Source organism: Candidatus Melainabacteria bacterium (genome assembly GCA_003963305.1).
Lineage (GTDB): Bacteria > Cyanobacteriota > Vampirovibrionia > Obscuribacterales > Obscuribacteraceae > PALSA-1081.
Genome location: RXJR01000005.1, coordinates 45,558 through 65,473, shown reverse-complemented (window position 1 = coordinate 65,473; position 19,916 = coordinate 45,558). Strand labels below are relative to the sequence as shown.

18 protein-coding genes are annotated in these 19,916 nt (G+C 50.4%); 8 read left to right on the top strand and 10 right to left on the bottom strand.

Translation table 11 applies throughout. From position 1 onward, the window contains the following. Nucleotides 1–45 precede the first annotated feature (45 nt). Nucleotides 46–783: a hypothetical protein gene (locus EKK48_07280; GenBank protein ID RTL44079.1), complete on the top strand. Its 738-nt coding sequence runs from the start codon at nucleotides 46–48 to the stop codon at nucleotides 781–783. Here the strand turns inward: EKK48_07280 and EKK48_07275 are convergent. From EKK48_07275 to EKK48_07265, 3 genes are all read right to left on the bottom strand, one after another. Next, nucleotides 780–2,327 carry an acyl-CoA carboxylase subunit beta gene (locus EKK48_07275; protein RTL44078.1) on the bottom strand — a complete coding sequence of 516 codons (1,548 nt, stop codon included), beginning with the start codon at nucleotides 2,325–2,327 and terminating at the stop codon, nucleotides 780–782. The genes EKK48_07280 and EKK48_07275 overlap by 4 nt on opposite strands. Before the next feature lie 12 nt (nucleotides 2,328–2,339). Continuing rightward, the gene (mgtE, locus tag EKK48_07270; protein ID RTL44077.1) at nucleotides 2,340–3,764 is read right to left on the bottom strand and encodes a magnesium transporter; all 1,425 of its coding nucleotides are present in this window, start codon (nucleotides 3,762–3,764) and stop codon (nucleotides 2,340–2,342) included. Nucleotides 3,765–3,931: 167 nt separating this feature from the next. After that, a complete protein-coding gene (locus tag EKK48_07265) occupies nucleotides 3,932–4,711 on the bottom strand; it encodes a sigma-70 family RNA polymerase sigma factor (protein RTL44167.1) in 780 nt (259 codons plus the stop codon). Nucleotides 4,712–5,141: 430 nt separating this feature from the next. Between EKK48_07265 and EKK48_07260 the strand changes: the two genes are divergently transcribed. The 3 genes from EKK48_07260 (at nucleotide 5,142) to EKK48_07250 (ending at nucleotide 9,639) form a co-directional block, all read left to right on the top strand. Next, on the top strand, nucleotides 5,142–7,130 hold the full coding sequence (locus EKK48_07260; GenBank protein RTL44076.1) for a DUF4388 domain-containing protein: 1,989 nt from the start codon (nucleotides 5,142–5,144) through the stop codon (nucleotides 7,128–7,130). Between the two features lie 206 nt (nucleotides 7,131–7,336). Next, nucleotides 7,337–8,341 (top strand): tryptophan--tRNA ligase, encoded by a 1,005-nt coding sequence (gene trpS, locus EKK48_07255; protein RTL44075.1) that lies wholly within the window; start codon nucleotides 7,337–7,339, stop codon nucleotides 8,339–8,341. A 20-nt stretch (nucleotides 8,342–8,361) separates the two neighbouring features. After that, nucleotides 8,362–9,639, top strand: a complete 1,278-nt coding sequence (locus tag EKK48_07250; protein RTL44074.1) for a hypothetical protein — start codon at nucleotides 8,362–8,364, stop codon at nucleotides 9,637–9,639. Between the two features lie 8 nt (nucleotides 9,640–9,647). Here the strand turns inward: EKK48_07250 and EKK48_07245 are convergent, their stop codons facing one another. From EKK48_07245 to EKK48_07225, 5 genes are all read right to left on the bottom strand, one after another. Then, nucleotides 9,648–11,291 (bottom strand): response regulator, encoded by a 1,644-nt coding sequence (locus EKK48_07245; GenBank protein ID RTL44073.1) that lies wholly within the window; start codon nucleotides 11,289–11,291, stop codon nucleotides 9,648–9,650. A gap of 95 nt (nucleotides 11,292–11,386) precedes the next feature. Further along, nucleotides 11,387–12,781, bottom strand: coding sequence for an MATE family efflux transporter (locus tag EKK48_07240; protein RTL44072.1), 1,395 nt, complete (start codon nucleotides 12,779–12,781; stop codon nucleotides 11,387–11,389). A gap of 32 nt (nucleotides 12,782–12,813) precedes the next feature. Beyond that, the gene (locus EKK48_07235) at nucleotides 12,814–13,233 is read right to left on the bottom strand and encodes a hypothetical protein (GenBank protein RTL44071.1); all 420 of its coding nucleotides are present in this window, start codon (nucleotides 13,231–13,233) and stop codon (nucleotides 12,814–12,816) included. Beyond that, on the bottom strand, nucleotides 13,223–14,041 hold the full coding sequence (locus tag EKK48_07230; GenBank protein RTL44070.1) for a DUF692 domain-containing protein: 819 nt from the start codon (nucleotides 14,039–14,041) through the stop codon (nucleotides 13,223–13,225). Before EKK48_07230 ends, EKK48_07235 begins: the two co-directional genes overlap by 11 nt. A gap of 5 nt (nucleotides 14,042–14,046) precedes the next feature. After that, complete coding sequence (locus EKK48_07225) at nucleotides 14,047–14,928, bottom strand: TIGR04222 domain-containing membrane protein (GenBank protein ID RTL44069.1); 882 nt, start codon at nucleotides 14,926–14,928, stop codon at nucleotides 14,047–14,049. A 331-nt stretch (nucleotides 14,929–15,259) separates the two neighbouring features. Here EKK48_07225 and EKK48_07220 point away from each other — a divergent pair, with 331 nt between their 5' ends. Then, nucleotides 15,260–15,850, top strand: coding sequence for a hypothetical protein (locus tag EKK48_07220; protein RTL44068.1), 591 nt, complete (start codon nucleotides 15,260–15,262; stop codon nucleotides 15,848–15,850). 27 nt (nucleotides 15,851–15,877) lie between these two features. On the opposite strand, the gene EKK48_07215 is transcribed toward EKK48_07220, so the two are convergent. Both EKK48_07215 and EKK48_07210 read right to left on the bottom strand, forming a co-directional pair. Continuing rightward, nucleotides 15,878–16,576, bottom strand: a complete 699-nt coding sequence (locus EKK48_07215; protein ID RTL44067.1) for a DUF1311 domain-containing protein — start codon at nucleotides 16,574–16,576, stop codon at nucleotides 15,878–15,880. A 41-nt stretch (nucleotides 16,577–16,617) separates the two neighbouring features. Beyond that, a complete protein-coding gene (locus EKK48_07210; GenBank protein ID RTL44066.1) occupies nucleotides 16,618–18,258 on the bottom strand; it encodes a thiamine pyrophosphate-binding protein in 1,641 nt (546 codons plus the stop codon). A 203-nt stretch (nucleotides 18,259–18,461) separates the two neighbouring features. Between EKK48_07210 and EKK48_07205 the strand changes: the two genes are divergently transcribed. The 3 genes from EKK48_07205 to EKK48_07195 all read left to right on the top strand — a co-directional run bounded on the left by EKK48_07205 (nucleotide 18,462) and on the right by EKK48_07195 (nucleotide 19,873). Beyond that, the gene (locus EKK48_07205) at nucleotides 18,462–18,959 is read left to right on the top strand and encodes a hypothetical protein (protein ID RTL44065.1); all 498 of its coding nucleotides are present in this window, start codon (nucleotides 18,462–18,464) and stop codon (nucleotides 18,957–18,959) included. A gap of 96 nt (nucleotides 18,960–19,055) precedes the next feature. Then, nucleotides 19,056–19,460, top strand: a complete 405-nt coding sequence (locus EKK48_07200; protein RTL44166.1) for a cobalamin B12-binding domain-containing protein — start codon at nucleotides 19,056–19,058, stop codon at nucleotides 19,458–19,460. 176 nt (nucleotides 19,461–19,636) lie between these two features. Next, nucleotides 19,637–19,873, top strand: a complete 237-nt coding sequence (locus EKK48_07195) for a hypothetical protein (GenBank protein ID RTL44064.1) — start codon at nucleotides 19,637–19,639, stop codon at nucleotides 19,871–19,873. Nucleotides 19,874–19,916 lie beyond the last annotated feature (43 nt).

The following is a 19,916-nucleotide window of genomic DNA, read 5'->3' as shown; positions in this document are numbered from 1 at the left end:
ACCACGAACGTCCGCTCGCTAAAGGCATCATCAATAATAATAACTATGCCCAATTCAGCCACTTACAAGCTCTCCATCACAAACGAGAACCCCTCCAATCACACTTTGAATTCGGTTGTGATGCAGCCTCGCGCCAGCACACCGATTGACCTGCAAGCGGCCACGTCAAGTATCAAGGTGGAGAGCGATGGTGATTGCCCGCGGCTGATCGAGACCGTCGTTCGCTACATATTCACCGAGTTTTTCTCGCTGGCCCACCGCACCGGACTGTACAATCGCCAGAAACTGCTCTGGGAGTCGATTGCGCGTGTCAACGACGTCGCTGTTCACCGTTTGCAGCAGGGATTTTTCAGCAAGACTGATCTGCCTTATTTCGATTTGCACTTTCGGGACAGCAAAGGGCGTCCGGTTCTACTGGCTTGTGTTGCAGAGCCTGACGCGGTGCTGGCAGCCGATAATGAAAGTGAGCGCCGGCTCAAGGATTCGGTCAAAGCTTTGCAGCAGAGAGCAGAAAAATTGCGTGCCAAAAGCGGCACGTTGTCAGGGGTGTTTCTTGTTTATCCCAAACCGTTTCCTGAAAATGTTTTAAAGATTGTTGAAGACTTGACTGGAGCTTCAGATCCTGTCGGACGATTCGAGTCCATTTTGCCCGAACCGCTCTTGATGCCGATAGATCTTCTGGAAGTCGACCTCGTGCAACTCGATCATGCCGCCGCAGATAGTACCGAACCGGTACGGCTGGTGCATCCGGACCTGGCTGTGAAGAATCGGGGCAAATCCTAGAGCGGAATGTTTCCGTGCTTTCGAGCCGGCCGTTCGACACGTTTGTTTTGCTGTACTTGCAAAGCGGCAATCAATACTTTGCGCGTCTCTGTCGGCAGAATCACATCATCGACATAACCGAGTTCGGCTGAAACATAGGGATTGGCGAATTGTTCTTTGTATTCCTCAACCAGACGTTTTGATTTATCGGTCTGATCGCCCTCTAATTCCTTCCTATATAGAAGGTTGACGGCACCCTGGGCACCCATCACGGCAATTTCTGCAGTTGGCCAGGCAAAGTTGAAATCGCCGCCAACATTTTTCGAGCCCATTACATCGAAAGCGCCACCATATGCTTTGCGGGTGATCACAGTCAGCTTGGGAACAGTCGCTTCGCAATATGCATAAAGCAACTTGGCACCATGTCTGATGATGCCGTTGTGCTCCTGCTTGGTGCCAGGCAGATAACCCGGCACGTCGACAAAAGTGATGACTGGAATATTGAAGGCATCACAGAACCGAACGAAGCGCGCCCCTTTCACTGAGGCGTCGATATCCAGAGTACCGGCTAATGACTGTGGTTGATTGGCGACGACACCGACTGATATTCCGTTCAGCCGGCAGAAGCCTGTGATCAAGTTTGTGGCAAACATAGGAGCAATTTCGAAAAATTCGCCGCTGTCGAAAATACGTTTGATCACTTGATGCATGTCGTATGGCTTGGAAGGGTCAGACGGAACAAGAGAATCAAGCTCGGCTGCGTTCTCTGGCTCGAATGCATCTTCGGCTGATGAAGGCGCCGTTTCTAAATTGTTGCTCGGTAGGTATGAAAGTAATTTGCGAGTCAGCCAGAACGAATCTTCTTCATCGTCGGCGAGAAGCTGTGCCACACCGCTTTTCTGGTTATGTACGCGGGCACCACCAAGATCTTCGAAGCTTACTTCTTCACCAGTTACGGTGCGGACGATCTCAGGTCCGGTGATAAACATGTAGCTCTGGTCTGCCACCATGATTGTGAAATCAGTGACGGCTGGGCTGTACACGGCGCCTCCGGCGCAGGGACCGTAGATTATTGAAATCTGTGGAATCACTCCAGAGCAGGCGACGTTGCGATAGAAAATGTCGGCGTAGCCGGCCAGGGAAGCGACACCTTCTTGAATGCGCGCACCACCGCTCTCGTTCAATCCTATGACCGGGCAGCCGGCTTGCTTTGCCAGGTCCATTACTTTACAAACTTTCTTGGCGAATACTTCTCCCAGTGCGCCACCGAGGAAGGTGCCATCATGGGCGAACAGGTATACGGGGCGACCATCGATCATTGCCTGACCGGTGACAACTCCGTCTCCCACTACTTTCTTCTTCTCCATGCCGAAGTTCGAGCAGTTATGCAACGCATAACGGTCCAGTTCCATGAATGTGCCCGGATCAACCAGCGCCTCAATGCGCTCTCGCGCCATCATTACTCCACGCTCTTGCCGTTTTTTCTTGACGGCCGGATCCACAGCCAGGCTTTTATTTCGTTTCTCGAGCAGCTGAGCGTTTGGATCTAGTTTTGTTTTCTCCATTTTTCTTATTCCTTAGAGCAATGAATTCAAGCAAGTGTGGACGATAGAGAGGTAAATAGACATCGTGCAAACATCAAGAATACTTGTGATGAACGGACCGCTTGCATGGGCGGGCTCGACGCCGAGCTTTTCGAATAGAAACGGCATTGAGGTGCCAATGATGACACCGACAGTCATGGTGACAAAAAGTGAAATGCCCACAACCAGACCGAGATTGTGTTGCTGCTGATTGAACAGTGTGCCCATTAGACCGGTTGCCAGACCGCAAGTCAAGCCGAGCATCATGCCGACTTTGATTTCGTGAAAAACATTGCGACTGAAGACCTTCCAGTTCACCTGGTCCAGACCCGAACCACGCAAGATAATACAGGTGCTCTGCGTGGCCACTGACCCTGTCACTCCTGAAAGTAGTGGCATGAACGATGCTGCAGCGATTGTCTGTCTGATCACGTCGTCGAAGTGAGTGATTACAGTCGCCGAACCCGACTCGATCAAAAGTGTCACGAGCAGCCAGGGCAGGCGTGCTTGAAAGGCGCGGCTGACATTGTAGGTGAGCACTTCACCTTCTTCCGCGCCGGATGGGTTGATACCGGAAGATTGATAAATATCTTCCGTCGCTTCCTCTTGCAAAACGTCGATGACATCGTCGGCGGTGATGATACCGCGCAGTCTGCCCTGCACGTCAACTACAGGCAAGGTCATCAAGTCGTAGCGACTCAATTTCTCTGCCGCGTCTTCCTGGTCTGTCTCGGTGCTTACTTTGATGAACTTGTCGTCCATGACGCTTTCGACAAGAGCTTCGGGATCGGCAGTGAACAGTTCTTTCAACGTCACGTGACCAACGAGAACTTCTCGCTCATCGACCACATAAACGTCATAAATTTCTTCTTCCAACAGCTCATACTTTTCGCGCAAGTAGGCAAGAGCTTGTTCGACAGTCATCTTCGCGTCAAGCGCAAGGTAGTCGGTTGACATGATGCCGCCGGCGGAGTCATCTTTGAAGGCCATCAACTCCTGGATGTCTTCTGCCGCTTCCATGTCGGTCATCTGTTTGATAATTGCGTTGGCTCGTTCTCTGGGCAGTTCGGCCAGCAAGTCAACAGCGTCGTCAGGAGACATTTTGCTGATGATAGGCACAACGCCTATTTCGCCTAAGTCGTGCAGAAGTTCGCGCTGATCTTCGACTTCCAGCTCGGAGAGTACGGCAGAGGCGTTATCTAAATCCAGCAGTCGGAAGCATGAAAGCCTGTGGGGAGCGTCTAATTCTGCAAAAGACTCGGCCAGATCGGCTGGATGTTGCTCGTTGAGCAACATTCTCAATTGTTGACGCTCGCCGTTATCGACTAGCTTAGTCAACTGGTCAGGTGCTAGTGCTTGCGCTTCCGTCACGAAGATTCCTCGAACAAATTCCGGCAGCAAGCGAAGCCGCTGTCGCATCACCACCAACTATAACCCTATCAAGCCTGTTATTTGTGTATAAGACAATGTGTCTAATAAAGCAAGGATGTTGCAGACCGGTTTCGGGGCATGTGAGGCAGTCGCAAGAGTTGCAAAAAAAAGACCTTTCAATCAAAAGGTCTTTCCATGTATTTTCGAACTCAGACTCAGTCTTCCAGGTAGCCGACTAACTTAGACGACCAGGCTGGCTGACGCAGCTTTCTGAATGCTTTGTGTTCGATCTGTCTGACACGCTCACGTGTGATATTGAACAGGCGACCCACTTCTTCCAGCGTTCTTTGCCGTCCATCTTCAAGACCGTAGCGCAAGTGCATGATGTCTCTTTCTCTTGGTGTGAGCTGGCTGAGCATGCGGTTGAGATCTTCTCGCATCAACTCTTCTTCTGTTGTCGAGTCTGGTCGAGCTGATTCGTTATCTTCGATCAGATCGCCAAGATATGTCTCTTCATCCCGGTTTAGAGGCATCTCCATTGAGACGGGCTCTCTGTCGGCTTGAATAATTTCCTGGATTTTGTTTACCGGCAACTCCATTGAAGCGGCTAGTTCGCTCTCATTTGGCTTGCGTCCAAGGTCCTGGGCTAGCCGAGCGCTGGTTTTCTTCAACTTGTTGATGGACTCAACCATATGCACTGGCACTCTAATTGTGCGCGATTTATCAGCCAGTCCACGACTGATAGCCTGTCTGATCCACCAGGTGGCGTAAGTGCTGAACTTGAAACCCTTGGTGTGGTCGAACTTCTCGGCCGCTCTAATCAAGCCGAGATTGCCTTCCTGAATCAGGTCCTGGAATGGCAAACCTCGATTGACATATTTTTTGGCAATTGAAATTACCAGGCGAAGATTGGCTTGAATCAGCTTCTTCTTAGCATCGAGATCGCCTTTGGCAATGCGTCTGGCCAATTCGATTTCTTCATCCGGCTTGATCATCTTGACGCGACCAATTTCGCGCAGATAAAGACGTACGGAATCTTCAGTGAAACCTTCGCTGGGAGAAGCTACCTCCGCTTCAGGCTCTTCAGTGTCGTCTGCAGCGGCTGCTTCTTCCTCAAAAGCCGCTTCCGCCCATTCGTCTGTCAATTCTTCCCGTACCTTTGAAGCCAACGTCGTGAACCCCGATAGTAAAAGTTCGAGTGTAACCTACTCCGTATTTACCCAGTTCACCAACTTCTCTGTCAGTCAAGATGTAGATTAAGTTTTGTAAAATTCCCTAAATCTCATGTAGAGTAAGCCGATGGGGTGGGTGGCGCGTCTATGATGATTGTAGTGTCCCGCTTTCACCGACACCGTCCGAAGAACCGCTTCAAGTATCCAGCAGTCGACAAGAAAATCCGGCAGTGATGTTCACGGTTAATGACTTATGTTAGAAGGCAATTTCAGAGACGTTAGTCTGCCAGGTCTCCTGCAGTTTCTGGCCACTGAAATCAACAAGAGCTATCGGGTCAAAGTTACATCGAACAATCATGCCGGTGAGATATTCGTTTGCAAAGGTGCGGTGACTGCCTCGAGTTATGGACTGCTCGAGGGTGAAGATGCCCTGTGCGAGTTTCTGTCTTGGAAGGATGGCGCTTTCGGTGTGGAGTTGCTCAATCCGCAAATTGAAATCAAAAAGAATTTGCAATTTCAAATTCAACCGACGGCAACTTTTGCGGATCAGAGTTCTTTCTTGAACGAACAGAATGTCGGATTGAATTCAGTGTTGATCGCCTCTAAACTTTTCGGCACACCGGAATGGCAAGACACGGTTCAGCAACAGCCGCTCGAACGCGACGATTTTATGGTCTTGGGATGGTTTGCATCCGGACGCACGATGCGTCAGGCTTCCCGTGAATTCAATTTCGATCTCGTCAAAGCAACTGGCATTTTATTCAGGCTGGTGGCAACCAAATCGATTCTAGTCATGCGTCCTGGCAGCAAAGATGGCAAAGAGCCTGGCATCGAGCCGGAAGAGGCTGGTGTCAGCCCGGCCACGGTGCAGAGGTTCCTGACTACAGGCGGGCAAGAGGCTGCCGCTGCCAATGTCGCTCACGAGGCGGCGCGCGCTCTCACACAAGAGGCTGCTGATGCAGTCGCTCAGGATGCTTTCGTCTCCACTTCCTTCAAAACGGATCTGACACCGCGTACGATACCACAGCCGGTCATCAATCCTAAAGTCGATATGGCGCAGGTGCGCGCTTCGATGGAAGCGCGGTTGCGTGCGAAAAGCGTCAGATCGACGCGTTCCGGCCCCGCTTTCAGTCCGGAGCAAGTTCATGATTTGACAGCACAGACAAGCAATGAAGCACAAACCGCTGGCGCTCCGGGTCAGCGCGATGCCAACTCTGTGGCTAATCAACCCGGTCAGTTGCAGTTGCCGAATCCCTCGGCTGTGACCCTACCGCCGGTGCCCTTGCGCGATTTACTGACTTCTCAGGCGGCGAATCAGCGCGCACTGGAGGAAGCTATTGTTGCACTTAATGACTACTCCGATTACAACAATCGTACTCAACCGCAGTCGGCGGCACCAAATCAGGTGCTCGATTCGACATCGCAGGCGGCTCCGGTTATAGATTCTTTTTCGAAACCTTCACCGACGCCAGCACCGACGCCAACAGCTTCTTCTTCAGCCCCTTCACCTTCTCCTGCGACTGGTCAGACCGACTTCAGCGCGCCCGCTCGTCCGCCTCAGCCATACAGTGCATCGCCCACACCGCCGTCAATGTTTTCGCCATCTCAGTCAGGCATCGATACAAACAGACCTGCTTTGCCAAATAACAGCGACCCGCAGGCAGACCTGATGTCTCGTTCGGGAGTGCCGCCCTTAGCGACAAATAATGCTTTTGCCAAACTGGTCACAGACGAGGCCGAGATGGCCGCCATCGAGGAGGCTTCGCGGCTCAAAACCGCCAGCTTGCCGCTTGTGAGTATGGATATTGAGCGTCTTTTGCTGGCCACGTTTAAACAGACTCAGTTTGGAAAGTTGGCTCTTACGAATCCGTCTCTGGACCATCTGCGACGTCAAACTTTGCTCGATGTAGAGGCCGGCAAGGCCTTAACTGCTGTTATCAGTGAAGGAAATCGCCCTCCTGCGGCGGTTTTATCTTCTTATCGGTACTGTCTGGACCGTGGTTACATCGAGTCTGCAGACCCGGTTATTTCGTTAACTGCTGATTTGCTGCTTGGCCGGGTGGAGCTGGATCAGTACTTGCTCCAGCGGCGCCGGATCACAGGTGATGAATTAAGAGAATTGACAGCTCTGGCTAAGAAGCAAGGGGAGAATCTGAGCGCCCTTTTCCTTCAAAATGGTTACGTAACTGAAGAGGATCTCGATACATTGACGCGCGAACAGAAGCGTTTTGCCTTCAAATAATGGTATATTCTCCCTCCATCTAGAATTCAGATTGATGTAAGGAGGTCTCCGTGACCAATAAGTACAATGCTCGCGAAAAGAAAAAGCGCCGTCTTGCCAAAGCTGAGCGCAAAAAAGAGCTGGTCAAACAAACTATTGCGAATCATGCCAAGTCGCGCGAAGGTCGCAACTAAAAATTGTCTTCGGCGGTAAACAGCAAGCGAATAATGTCTGGAATGCGCCCCACGGGGCGCTTGCACCTCGGACATTATTTTGGCGCTTTAATCAACTGGTTGAAGTTTCAAAGTCAATACGAATCGTACTTCTCAATCGTCGATTGGCATGCGTTGACGACCAAAGCAAATACGCGTGAAGTAAAGGCCAATATCTGGGAAATTGCCCTCGACTGGTTGGCAGTCGGCATCGACCCCGAACAATCAACCGTATACGTTCAATCAGCCGTTCCTGAGATAGCTGAGTTGCATCTGCTTTTTTCCATGATGACTCCTCAAAATTGGGTCGAGCGCGAGCCGACTTTGAAAGACATGGTCAGGATGCTTGCTGCAAATGAGGCAGAAGCCCGCGACAAAGTCACTTACGGGCTGTTCGGTTACCCTGTTTTGATGACTGCAGATATTCTCACATTTAAAGGCGAGTTGGTTCCCGTCGGCAAAGATCAGGAATCGCACCTGGAATTTGCTCGAGACATCGCTCGTAAGTTCAATAACACCTACGACGTTAACTACTTACCGGAGCCCAAGCCGGAGTTCACTGAAACGCCGCTGCTCAAGGGCATCGACGGTTTGAAAATGGGCAAGTCGTACAATAACGATATAAAAATAGCCGACACCGCTGCTGATACCGAGAAGAAGGTGAAGCAAATGGTCACCGATCGCACTCGTATCGCCAAGTCAGACCCGGGACACGTAGATATCTGCGAAGTGCCATGGCCGATGTATAAAGTCTTCAGCGACAAGACTATGCAAGCGACAGTCAAGAAAGAGTGCGAAAACGCTGAGATTGGCTGCGTTCAGTGCAAGTCTCGTCTGGGCGAGATCATCAACGAGAAATTTGCGCCCTTTAGAGAGCGCAGAGAGACGCTGGCGAAAGACCCCGATCAGGTTTTCAAAATTCTCGAGCACGGCAACGTGAAGGCGCGCAAAGTAGCGAAGCAGACGCTTTATGAAGTGCGTGAGATTATGGGGATGGTTAACTGGCATTCCCTGAGCTAGCATCTTGCGGTGTGAACCGTATGCAATCGGACTTTAAGGAAAGTAATTCATCTGCCCCGATCTCTTTCGGGGAGCGTCTGGTCGCCGTGCAGGACTGGCTTCTGATTGCCTATGCTGCCAGTCTTTCCCTGCCGATTACTATTCCATGGATAATTTTGACTATTGGAATAATTGTCGGTCTCGTGCAGATCGCCCTCAGTGCTCGCCAGAAGACACTGAGATTGTCAGTGCCACCACTTGCGGTGCCAATTGGCGTTTTGGCTCTGGTCTATTTTATTTCCGGACTCTGCAATGGTGGGCTGAAGGAGGCATCGGCTTCTGTTGGAATAATGAGAACGTTCCTTGTCTATTTCTGGGCTTTCTACGCTATTGACAGAAGAACGGAACTGAAGGCGAAAGTAATGCCGGCGCTTCTCTGCATGGGGGCTGCAGGCGGCATAGCAGCCACGATTGAACATCAGTTTCAGCTGCATATCGGCTCTTTCAAATATCTTCAGGGCACGGGTTTTCTCAGCGGTCCTATGGCTTTTGCAGGCGTCATGCAATTGCTTGGTTTGCTGTCGCTGGCACTTTTGTTGACAGGGTCGTACCAAAATCTGTCAGGTTTTTTCAAAGACAAGAAGGTTTTCATTGCCATTACTCTGGCAAATTTACTCGGCGTGCTCTTCGCCTTTGAGCGCAGTGCCTGGCTGGGCTTTGCTTTCGGAGCGTTGCTTGTTGCCGGTCTCGTCTCAAGGAAGTTAGCTCTCAAGGTTGTCTCTGTCGGGCTTGTTATTGCTGTGGTGGGCTGGTTTGCACTGCCTGCGGTGCAGGCGCGAATGGGGAGCATCCTCAGAGGTGAGCAGGAAGAAAGCTCACGCCAGCGAATGGAAGTCTGGATAAGCGCTATAGATCAATACAAATCATCAGTGAAAAGCGAAATCATCGGTGTTGGTCCCCGAAAGTTTTCACCACTTCCCATTCAGGGACCGAATAAGCAAGTTCTGGATCATGCTCATAGCAATTATTTGCAGAGTCTTACCACAACCGGAGTGGTTGGATTGTTTGCTTACTTATGGCTGTGTATCGCCAGCCTCAAGCTGGCCTGGCAGAATGCCAGAAGGAATCGCTCCGATGAGCATCTGGACAAATCCATCAGTCTTGGCGTATTTGGCGGAATCGTATCGCTTATGATCGCTGGACTTTTTGAATACAACTTCGGTACTGGAAATGTTCGACTGGCGCAATGGTTTTTGCTGGCGATGCTTGCGGGCAATCAAACCTGGTATCAGTTTGGTGGCAAGGCTGAACACGACTGAGACTGTCTTTATTCGGCGGGATGTGGCGGGGTGATTGTCGCAAGCACTTCTTCGACTTTGCCGGCGGTCTTGATGCGTTCACCTGGAGCCTTTTGCAGCATACCGGCGATGCAATTTTCCAGGAGCTCAGGAAACTTGAGCTGGGGAGCCCGCTCTGCCAGAGTAGGCGCTTTGTCGTAGGCATGCTGGGTAAATATCTCCATCGCATTTTTGCCGGAGAAAACTCTTTCGCCAGTTAGTGCTTCGAACATGACACAGCCCAGTGAATAAATGTCCGTTCGTTCGTCCAGCACCTGCCCTGTGCACTGTTCGGGAGACATATATGGTGCTGTACCTGCAACTGTTCCTTCTGCGGTTTTCGAGTCGGTCATCTTTTTGTCGAATTCTGTCGACTTGGCCAGCCCGAAATCAACTAGTTTGGCTTCCAGCACTCCGTCTCGATTCCGCACCAGGATGTTGCTTGGCTTGATGTCGCAATGAATGATGTTGTGTGAGTGAGCTGCGCTCAGCGCTTTGCACACTTGAGAGAAAATCGAGCAGAACTCAGCCGGCGTCAAATGATGCTGGCGGACCAGAATATCGCGCAGATTCTCACCCTCGAAAAGCTCCATAATTAGGTATGGTTCTTGCTGAGAAGAAATACCGAAGTCGTAGAGTCGAATGATATTCTCGTGGTCTAAACAGGCAATTGCCATTGCTTCTTTTCTAAAGCTCTGGAGCACGATCGCATCTTTCAGAAGATTGCGGTGCATTATTTTCAGCGCCACAGGACGTGCCATAAGAACGTGCTCGGCTGCGTACACTTTGCCTGCACCGCCTACTCCTAATTCGCGGTCGATGCGATATTTGTTCTCGAACATCTGTCCTGTATGCAGTGTTTTAGTGACAGGCGCTATCACTTCTTGCACTGCTTCACCGAGCACCTGGCGCATCGGCTGCTGTTTGCTGTAAGAGCGCAATAAGCCGCGTATTGCCGCTGCCACAGCATCTTCGTTTGTGCCCAGTGAGTCGGCTATTTGTTTATTGTTCATACCGTCGCGAATAAATTTGAGAATTTGCAGCTCGACAGGCGAGAGATTATTTTCTCTTCTGCTGCTTGTCGGGTTGTCGCGCACGAGCCGGTCTGCAACGGCTGGGTCGATCCAGATGTTGCCGCTCATAACTGTGTCGATTGCATTTGTAATCTGTTCGATGGAGCGATTTTTGAGCAAGTAGCCTTCTGCTCCGATGGAAAGTGCTGCAGTCACGACCTCCGAGGTGCCGAAGGAGGTGAACATGATAATTTTGGTGTCTGGTAAGTGGTGCTTGATGCGGGAGGCGGCTTCGATGCCGTCCATCCCTGGTATGACAACATCCATGATGACCACGTCCGGGCGGGTTAACAGCACTGACGCCACGGCATCTACGCCGTTTGTAGCCTCCCCGGCAATCTCATATTTGCCCAGATCGCCCAGCGCCATTTTTATGCCGGCCAACGTCAGCGGTTGGTCTTCTACGAGGAAAACTCGGGGCTTCTTTTCAGTTGGCAGACTGGCCATGTAAGCGGATATTTGATAAGCCAAATTTTGCGAGGAATGATTGTGATTCATTTTACTAAGCTTATTGGGTTGCAATCTCTTAGACTGTCTAGATTCGTTGAAGTTTCCGCTCATGTTTATCTAGGCATGACAAGTGATGAGGTAAGCGGATATACATGAGCCGGTTCGGCAGTGGAGAGCCAATCAGGCTCAGACTTTTGGCATAGTCCTCAAACTTGTATCTTTATCCAGGCCTTGGACTGGAATCGCCATGCAGTCAGCAGTCCCATCACGACACATGAGATGGACATTGCCAGCCAGGCTCCAATCGGTCCCATATTGATGGTGATGACCAGATACCACGCTAAGGGAAGGCGTAAAATCCAGTTTGTAAATAAGGTGATCCACATCGGTGTTTTTGTATCGCCGGCTCCCTGCAGCCCTCCGCTCAGCACCATTCCCAGTGCTAAAAATGGTTCGCAGAATGCATTTATTTTCAGGTAGTCAGCGGTGTATAGAACGGTGTTCGGATCAGTACTCATCGAGTTAGCCAGGGCATTGGAAAATACAAACATGCATGTACCGAGCACGCAATTCAAACCGACTCCGATCGCTGCTACGTTCCATCCTGCCCTCACCGCTCTGTCTGTCTGCTCAGCTCCGAGATTCTGACCAACTATTGATGATACCGCCATGCTCAGAGCCATTAATGGCATGAACACCAGACCTTCAAGTCGCATACCGATTGTCCATGAGGCCAGTGATTCGGTAGGATGAGCACCGCGGGCCAGGATAAAAAAGAGGGCGAAAACACTCATCGCCCATGCTAGGCGCTGAAGTCCTGATGGAATGCCGACTTTGACGACGCGTTGCAGAGTGTCCAGGTTCACTTTGAAGATTTCGTTCAGACTTTCGTTCAATTTAGGTGATCTGACAACGAAGGCAATAGCCAGCAAGCTGCCCAGGCAACTGGCCAGAACGCCTGACAGAGCAATGCCGCGCACGCCCAGGTCGGGTACCGGCCATTTGTAAATGACAGTCAGTATGTCGCCTATGATGTTCACCGTCGTCATGATGCCAACGAGAATGAGGGGTGTTTTTGTGTCACCGAGGGCTCTGAATGCCGCATTGATGATGGCTGTGATGCTAAACGGGATTAGATAAAAGCTGTACACAATTAGATAAGCAGTGCTCTGTGCTATTACATCCGGTGCTTTGCTGAATAAACTGACACCAAATCTGGCGAATATAAGTGATATCAGGGTCAGTACAAGACCGACGATGACTGAAAGAGTAATAGACTGCGCCGTCACGCGTATCACTTCGGGTTGGTCGCCTGCACCGGCCGCGCGTGAAACGAGAGCTGTGGTGCCGACACCTGTGGCCATGATGAAAATCATGTAGAGAAAGAGCACTTGTTCTGAGATACCAACGGCAGCCTGCTGTGCAGGCCCTAGCGTGCCCGCCACTTTCACGTCAGTCAAGCCGACAAGCGAACTGCAGATTGTGGTTAGCATAAGCGGCCAGGACATGACCCAGATCGCTTTCCAGAGGTTGCCCTCAGTCAGGACGCCTTCTTTTCTCTTTTTCTCACTTGGGTTGGCGTCCGTCTGCGAACTCGACATGCAATCTGACTTCCATAGCTGCCCTCAATAGTTTAGCGGGCCTGGAAGGCGATTAACAGTGCTGAACAGGCGCGAGTGGATTTTAAGAAAAGCCACCAGTAACGAGGCGTTCTCCAGCCAGTTGAGAGGAAATATCCCCGCCACATGTGGGCTGGCAGATTTCCCGATTCAGCCAGATACTCAATGAACGCTTTGCCGTCAGCAAGAGGTCCTGCCGCTGGAATCGGATGTTTTTTTGCGTATTCTGCGAAGAGCTCTTCGAATGATTCACCAAGGGCTGAGTTGAGACACGGATGCACACGTTCGACTGTGCGCAGTCTCTTTTGTTGCAGGCTGATCGCTGTAACATGCAGTCGGTTCACATCAAAACCCTGCATCGGCTTATCGTCAGTCAGTGCCTGCATTAGCTGGGCCTGTTTGGAAGCCAGTCTTCGTCGCGATTCAGAGGGCATGGCATAACCTCTTTGAATGCGAAATCTCTTTGATCATATCGAGTTCGTGGTTCAATTCTTCATCCAGGTTTCCCGGGAAAATTCCATCTCTTTCCAGTAGAACTCTGGGAGAGTTGGCTCTCATACATACATCTTGCAGCAGCTTGAGCACTGGATTCTTAATGGAGTGACAATGCGTATCGTGATACAGCGATCCTTTGAAAATTCCGCCTGCCACATGCACGTAGGCTAGTTGTTCAAAAGGTATTTTGTTCAAGTAGTCTTCGATTTTGAAGTTGTGATTGGTGGCGTTCGCGAACAGATTGGCTACATCAAGAAGCAGTGAAGCACCGGTTCTTGAGAGTACTTCTGCCAGGAACGTCGCCTCGTTCATTTCGTTATCTGGCCATTCAAATAACGTGGCGATGTTTTCGATAGCCAGTGGAACACTCAGTGCCTGTTGGGCAATCATGATGTTTTCGACGACGATTTCCAGATTCTCCTGCGTTCTTTGAATCGGTAAGAGATGTCCGGATTCCATTCCACCGGCTTTGACAAACGCTAAATGTTCGCTGACCAGCCCACTTTCATAACGCCGGGCCAGACCGTCGAGGTGTACCAGCGAACTTTCGCTTGGAGTCTCAGAACCGCCAAGGTTGAGGGTCGTGCCGTGAATAATCACATCAACTCCTCTGTTCATCAATTGCTTTATTGGTGGCAGTGGTTTGTCGGATGGTGAAAAATCTTCTGCCAGTATTTCGACAAAATCGATATCTTTGCGTTTCTGGATCATCCAGGCCAGTTCGGGTCTCCAACCTATTCCTAACATCGTCGTTAACCTCCGCAGCCGCCGCAACCGCCACCACATCCGCCACCACCGCAGCTCGAGCCGCATCCGCTACCACCGCTGCCGCTACCGCATCCACTGCCGGAGGCTTGTGTGATAAAGAGCGGTTTCATGGTGGCAAAGAGTGGCGAAGTGAGCAAGATGGTGGTTCCGAAGAGACCCGTTGCCATGGCCAGTTCTGTGCTTGTGGGAGTGCTGCCGTAGCGGACGCTGTATTCCAGGGCGCGGTTTTCGGCTTGCAAAAATGAGAGGGCCGCGTCGCCGCGTGCTGTACGAATGCATGACTGACAGAAGAACCATAAGGCTGCTCCGAGACCAATCAATATGAATGCTATGAGAAGTCCTACCGGTTTGCCTCTGGAGAGACCGAGCAGCAACTTGGGAATGCCCAGGAAAACTACCGGACAGAGCACAATCAGAGTGCAAAGTGAACGTATTGCCGCAGTTCTGGCATCGCCCAGAATCAGTCCGGCTTCGACCAGTTTCGGACGGATGCCCTGCGAGATGGGCACCACGTACTTGTAGATGTCCCGTACTTTGGAAATATAGTGGTTTTTTACTGCCTGAAAAACCGAGCGTTCAACCGGGTCTGCGTCGCTCGGCAGAGTGCCGGTCGCTTTGATCGAGCGCTGTGTAAGCTCTGTTGTGAATACTTCAGAAACTAAGAGCTTAGCGGCTGCGGCGTCAACGACGCGGCTATCGCCACCGCTAAGGTAAGCCGCGTCGTATGCGCTCAGCTCAACATCATTGTATTCGCCACCTTTGATTTTCAGAGCGTAGCGCAGAACGACAGCACCGAATATGGCGCCAAATGTGGCTGGGACGTACATTGCTAAAAACTGCGGACCCATCAAATCAAATTCGTTCATGCTTAAACCTCATTTCCATGTTGGACAAAGGAGGCGTTCGCGTCTGCGCCCATCGCGCACACATTGCGCCTGAACCGCTGAAACCTGGTTTTAAAACTCTTTCGCGATGCCTCTCGCTGGCATCTCTGTCCTGTTTTTCTTCTTTTCTTTTGTGCTTCTATACTACTCGCGGGGTGGTTATGGTGTAGTTAAGACGCAGATCATTTAAGTATTTCTGCACTATTTGCAGGAGCGCTTCTGTTTCGATACTCGTGAGAAATACGATATCTTGCTCAATTTCCCTGTCACCTTTGGTATATATGTAGCGACGGTAAAGGCGGAGAGCAAGATTATGCCGAATTTGAGAAGCAGTGTTTACGGTTGGAAGTCTGTATGGATGGACCTGGCCGACGAAGCTAAAGGTGAATTCAAGGAAGACGGAAACGTGGCTAGAGTGCGCGTTCCGATGACTCCGTGGACCGTCACATTCGAGATGAACAGCAAAGGCAAAAACCATTCGAAGATACTTTTGCCGTTCATTGCCAAATCTGATTTTGAATTCGAAATCTACAACCGCAACTGGATCGCTGACGCCCAGAAGAAGTTTGGTCTGCAAGACATCATCGTTGGATACGACGAGTTCGATCGCGACTTCATCATCAAGGGCAATGACGAAGCAAAAGTCAAAAAGCTCTATTCTTCTGAGAACTTGCGTGAAATGATTCATCTGCAGAAAGCAGTGAGACTATCAATTCACAAAAACGGCGCTCTCAAGCAGTACGGAAATGTTCCCAGCGGCGTGCACGTCCTCGTTTTTGAAGAGGATGAAGCGATCAATAGTTTTGACCGGTTGATTTCTTTGCTCGAGCTGTTCAGAGCAACAATGACACAGCTGTGCGAAATGGGCGTGGCTTCTACCGGCGATCCCAACTTCCAAATTTAGAAACGGATTGATTATTCCTTGATCTGACTATTGCTTCAAAGGAATCGATCCGGAGCAGACGTCGCCTTCTTCTGCGCCATTCAGCCATTCTTTGAGTTGCCCGGTGCGGCTTTTGGTGAGCTCTATCATTTTGCGCCATTTGAAAAGTTCGGAGCCGCCGCTCAGAGCGAAGGCATCTGAATCAGAGTTCCTGAAGGCGATCCAGGCTACTTCGGCATCAGTCAGATTCTTCCTGAACGTCGGTCCTGTCTTTCCTTTTGCTGCACTGCCTGACTTGACCTTGACGTAGACATCGTTCAACGTCTTATCGACTTTGTTGTACTCAGCTTTTAATGCCGCCAGGTCAGCCTTCGGTAGAGGTTGTGACCAGGCGTTCAACTCATCCAATCTGGCTTTGTACATCTCTTCTTTGATGTTGCCTACGCACGAGCCTTCGATGCTGCCATAGAGGGCTCGATCGTCTTCGCCTTTGGGTACAGGGAAGCGTTCGTTGATGTGGGCTTGCACGAAATTTTCGTACAGCTCTTGAGCTTCGTCCATTTTTGTCTTGAAACCAGCTGTTTTTGCGTATTTGGTCGAGAGCGTACGCAAAGTTTTCTGGGCTCGTTTCTTAATCAACGTAGCTGAGCTGTTTGCTTGCTCGTTCATCTCCAACTGAGTCTGTGCGCAGGCTTGACCGACGTACAGGAATGACAGACAAATCAACGTGGCAACTCTGCTGTTCACAGTTACTCCTTAGACCTGGTGGCAAGTTTTATTCAAGCACTTCAGGAGATAGATGCTTTAACTTTGGCACCGAAGTGGTCCGTCAGCCGTCTGAGAGTCGGCGAGATGTCGTCTTCTGAGATCACCGCATCAATCAAGAATAAGCCGTCGCTCTTCTGCGCCTCTTTCAGTGCTTTCTGGAAATCGGCTCTGGTAGTCGCCTGCACTCCCTTGCCGCCGACTGCCCGGGCGATGGCGCCGTAGTCCCAGCGAGCCAGATCGTAATAGTCGCGTTTCTGGTCAATGTGGCGCAACATGGCATAGCTTGCGTTGTTGAAGACGATGACGATAGGGTTGAGACCCAGCTTAGCGGCAGTGCTTATCTCCATTCCTGTCATCTGGAATCCGCCGTCGCCTACAAGAATGATCGATCGACGTTTGGGATTGGCTACCTGTGCTCCGATTCCTGCCGGCACACCGAATCCCATGCTGGAGTAGTAGCCAGGCGCAATGAAGATGTCTGTCTTCAGGCTCATACCTGCATAGAGGCAGTCGCCGACGTCTGAGACTACCGAATAGCTCTCGCCCATGACACCGTTCAAGTCTTCGATCATGCCTGCCACTGTCAGTTCTTTCGTACCGGCGGGCGGATAGATATCTTCCACTGGGATAGACGGTATGATGAACTTCATTGCCGGCTTGACTTTGCTTGTGGCACGGTCCAAAAGCTCGTTGACGAGCGATCGCAAATCCACACCGCGGTAAGTGTGGTAGCCCACGGTCACTTCTTTGGCTGTCGATTGGATCAGGTTCTCGGTTTCAAGCTTGGCTGTGTATCCTGCTGTTTCCATCTCGGTAAGAACCGTGCCCAGCGACACGATGCAATCTGAAGATTCGACATATTCGCGTACCTTTGGATTTCCGAATTGTCCAAAGTAATTGCCGATGAAGTTAGGGTGAGTTTCCGGGAAGGAAGCTTTACCCAGAATCGAGGTGACGACTGGGATATTGAGAGCTTCAGCCAGAGCGATGACTTTGTCTTTGAGGTGGAAGCGGCGAATTTCTACACCGACGAACATGACGGGTTTCTGGGCACTTTTCAGGCGCTCTATGATATCTGCAATCGCTTCGTGCACCGCGGGTGATGCGGCATCGAAAGAGTCAGGCGCTTTTTCAGAGACGTTGATTTCGTAGTTGACCATGTCTCGCGGAATTTCTATATAACCCGGGCGCGACTGTTTCTGAGTAGTCTCGAAAACTCTGTCGATGTCGTCCTGGGCCGTGATTGGATTGGACAGCAATGTTTGCGCTTCGGTCACTTCTGCAAAGACGTTGTATTGTGTGTCGAACGATTTGACGCAGTGGTGCAGTTGTGGTTTCTGGGAGCGGTAGCGTGTTTCCGGACTGCCGCTGACAACGATGACGGGTGACTCTTCTGCATAGGCCAGACCGATGGGATTGATCATGTTCAATCCGCCGGCACCGTAAGTGACCATGGCGATTCCCAAGCCCTTGAGGCGAGCATAGGCATCAGCAGCGTAGCCAACAGACGGCTCATGTGTCATCACCACGGTTTTGACACCAATCTTTTGCTGAGCTGCATACAAAGGAAGAATGAAATCACCAGGAATACCGAAGGTGCAGTCGACACCGCTGTCCTTGATTTTCTTGAAGAGGTATTCCGCCAGTTTTGTCTTTTCCATCGTTACCACCTGAAGCTGTTGAAAACGCCGCACTTACGGGTATTACAGCGTGGCATTGTATCGCAATAATGGCATCAGCGGCTGATTCGCGGTGCTTTTCAACGGGGAAGATCTTCAAACTTCTCGCTTGCGGCGTTATTTTGAAAGGTGATTATTTGCAAAGGAAAAGGGGATAATGTGCCCATAGGTTATTCGTGACATCAATGGGCAAGCAGAAGAAAGACGGAAAAACTCCCCCCAAGCCGGCGGCTTTCGAAGCTAAGGTTGTTTATCAACGAGCGCGATGGAAGCATGGTATGCGCATCTTCGGCATCGTACTCATGTCAGTTTTGAACGTGTCGCTCGTCATGAGCGACATAGAGCGCGCCAACAAGGCGGCTCATTTTTCCCTGGTTCATGAATTGATCACCTATGTGGCTCTGTTGCTCCTCGACACGACAGTGCTCATGCCTTTGCTTTTCGAGGTGGATAAAGTTGAGCTTTTCAACGACTCGATTTCTCTGAAAGCGATTTTCTGGACGGCCAGGTTGAAGTGGGAAGAGATTCAGTATTTCAAAACGCCACCGATGCTGAAATTTGCAGTTTTGAAGAGCCAGCGCTGCTTTTACTTGCTGAACAAGCGTGATATCAAGCAATTTTCCGACCTGGCGGCGGCTATTTTGAAGCACCAGGACGAATTCAAATTAAAAGCGAAAACCTAATACCTATATACTGATTGGGATGTATTCTAGCTGGAGCCCTTAAGGCTTTATCTAGAGCGCCGTTTCGGCAAGGATCTCAAAATGGCAGTGAAGGTTATGGCTAAGAAAATTCGAGTACTGATTGGTAAGCCCGGTCTTGATGGTCACGACCGCGGCGCAAAAGTCGTGGCGAGAGCCCTCCGCGACGCGGGTATGGAAGTTGTGTACACGGGTTTGCACCGCTCGCCCGAAGAGATTGTTGAAACTGCCATTCAAGAGGACGTCGACGCTATCGGCTTGAGCGTTCTTTCCGGTGCCCATATGACCCTTTTCCCCAGAGTGGTCGAGTTGCTCAAAGAACAGGGCATTGATGACATTGTTGTTTTCGGCGGTGGGGTGATTCCCGATGAAGACCGCGAGATTTTGCTGGCAAAAGGCATCTCTGAAATCTTCGTTCCCGGAGGCGGCACTCAAAAGACCATCCAGTTCTTAAAAGAGCGCTTCGGTGGCGACCAGAATTAGCATTATTAAATGTACAAAAAGGTGTCAGAATTTCTTCCGAGATGGGTATACATAACTACGAGTAGCATTACTTGTTAAAATTGAAATTCTTACATTAAAAAAGTAAGATTATCTCTTGAAAAGTATGTTATATTATCGGCACTCACCAAGTTCTACTCACAGGGACTTCGAATTAAATGGGAAAACACAATCCTGTCGAAAACACCGATGCTCAAAAGAGCATGAGCCTAGAGCCAACCACAACGTATGGAGCGATGTGGCGGGAAGTAGGTTCACTCTTGAGCGGTAACATCAAGGACATCGCCGCTGAAAAATTTCAGCTTTTTAGCAGAGCAGAAGCCAATGCCACAATTGGTCAATATGCAATGTCAAAAGGTTGGAATCCTGAAGACGACGTCTACGATTTCGCTTAAATAGTCGGTATAAATCAAATTTCCCAGGGTTCGAAAGAGCCCT

Coding starts and splice junctions, on each gene's coding strand:
- trpS (RTL44075.1), top strand. CDS start 7,337: ATGTCTGGAATGCGCCCCACGGGGCGCTTGCACCTCGGACATTATTTT.
- EKK48_07200 (RTL44166.1), top strand. CDS start 19,056: ATGGCTAAGAAAATTCGAGTACTGATTGGTAAGCCCGGTCTTGATGGT.
- EKK48_07205 (RTL44065.1), top strand. CDS start 18,462: ATGGGCAAGCAGAAGAAAGACGGAAAAACTCCCCCCAAGCCGGCGGCT.
- EKK48_07240 (RTL44072.1), bottom strand. CDS start 12,781: ATGTCGAGTTCGCAGACGGACGCCAACCCAAGTGAGAAAAAGAGAAAA.
- EKK48_07230 (RTL44070.1), bottom strand. CDS start 14,041: ATGTTAGGAATAGGTTGGAGACCCGAACTGGCCTGGATGATCCAGAAA.
- EKK48_07210 (RTL44066.1), bottom strand. CDS start 18,258: ATGGAAAAGACAAAACTGGCGGAATACCTCTTCAAGAAAATCAAGGAC.
- EKK48_07280 (RTL44079.1), top strand. CDS start 46: ATGCCCAATTCAGCCACTTACAAGCTCTCCATCACAAACGAGAACCCC.
- EKK48_07245 (RTL44073.1), bottom strand. CDS start 11,291: ATGAGCGGAAACTTCAACGAATCTAGACAGTCTAAGAGATTGCAACCC.
- EKK48_07265 (RTL44167.1), bottom strand. CDS start 4,711: ATGATCAAGCCGGATGAAGAAATCGAATTGGCCAGACGCATTGCCAAA.
- EKK48_07195 (RTL44064.1), top strand. CDS start 19,637: ATGGGAAAACACAATCCTGTCGAAAACACCGATGCTCAAAAGAGCATG.
- EKK48_07220 (RTL44068.1), top strand. CDS start 15,260: ATGCCGAATTTGAGAAGCAGTGTTTACGGTTGGAAGTCTGTATGGATG.
- EKK48_07260 (RTL44076.1), top strand. CDS start 5,142: ATGTTAGAAGGCAATTTCAGAGACGTTAGTCTGCCAGGTCTCCTGCAG.
- EKK48_07250 (RTL44074.1), top strand. CDS start 8,362: ATGCAATCGGACTTTAAGGAAAGTAATTCATCTGCCCCGATCTCTTTC.
- EKK48_07275 (RTL44078.1), bottom strand. CDS start 2,327: ATGGAGAAAACAAAACTAGATCCAAACGCTCAGCTGCTCGAGAAACGA.
- EKK48_07235 (RTL44071.1), bottom strand. CDS start 13,233: ATGCCCTCTGAATCGCGACGAAGACTGGCTTCCAAACAGGCCCAGCTA.
- mgtE (RTL44077.1), bottom strand. CDS start 3,764: ATGCGACAGCGGCTTCGCTTGCTGCCGGAATTTGTTCGAGGAATCTTC.
- EKK48_07225 (RTL44069.1), bottom strand. CDS start 14,928: ATGAACGAATTTGATTTGATGGGTCCGCAGTTTTTAGCAATGTACGTC.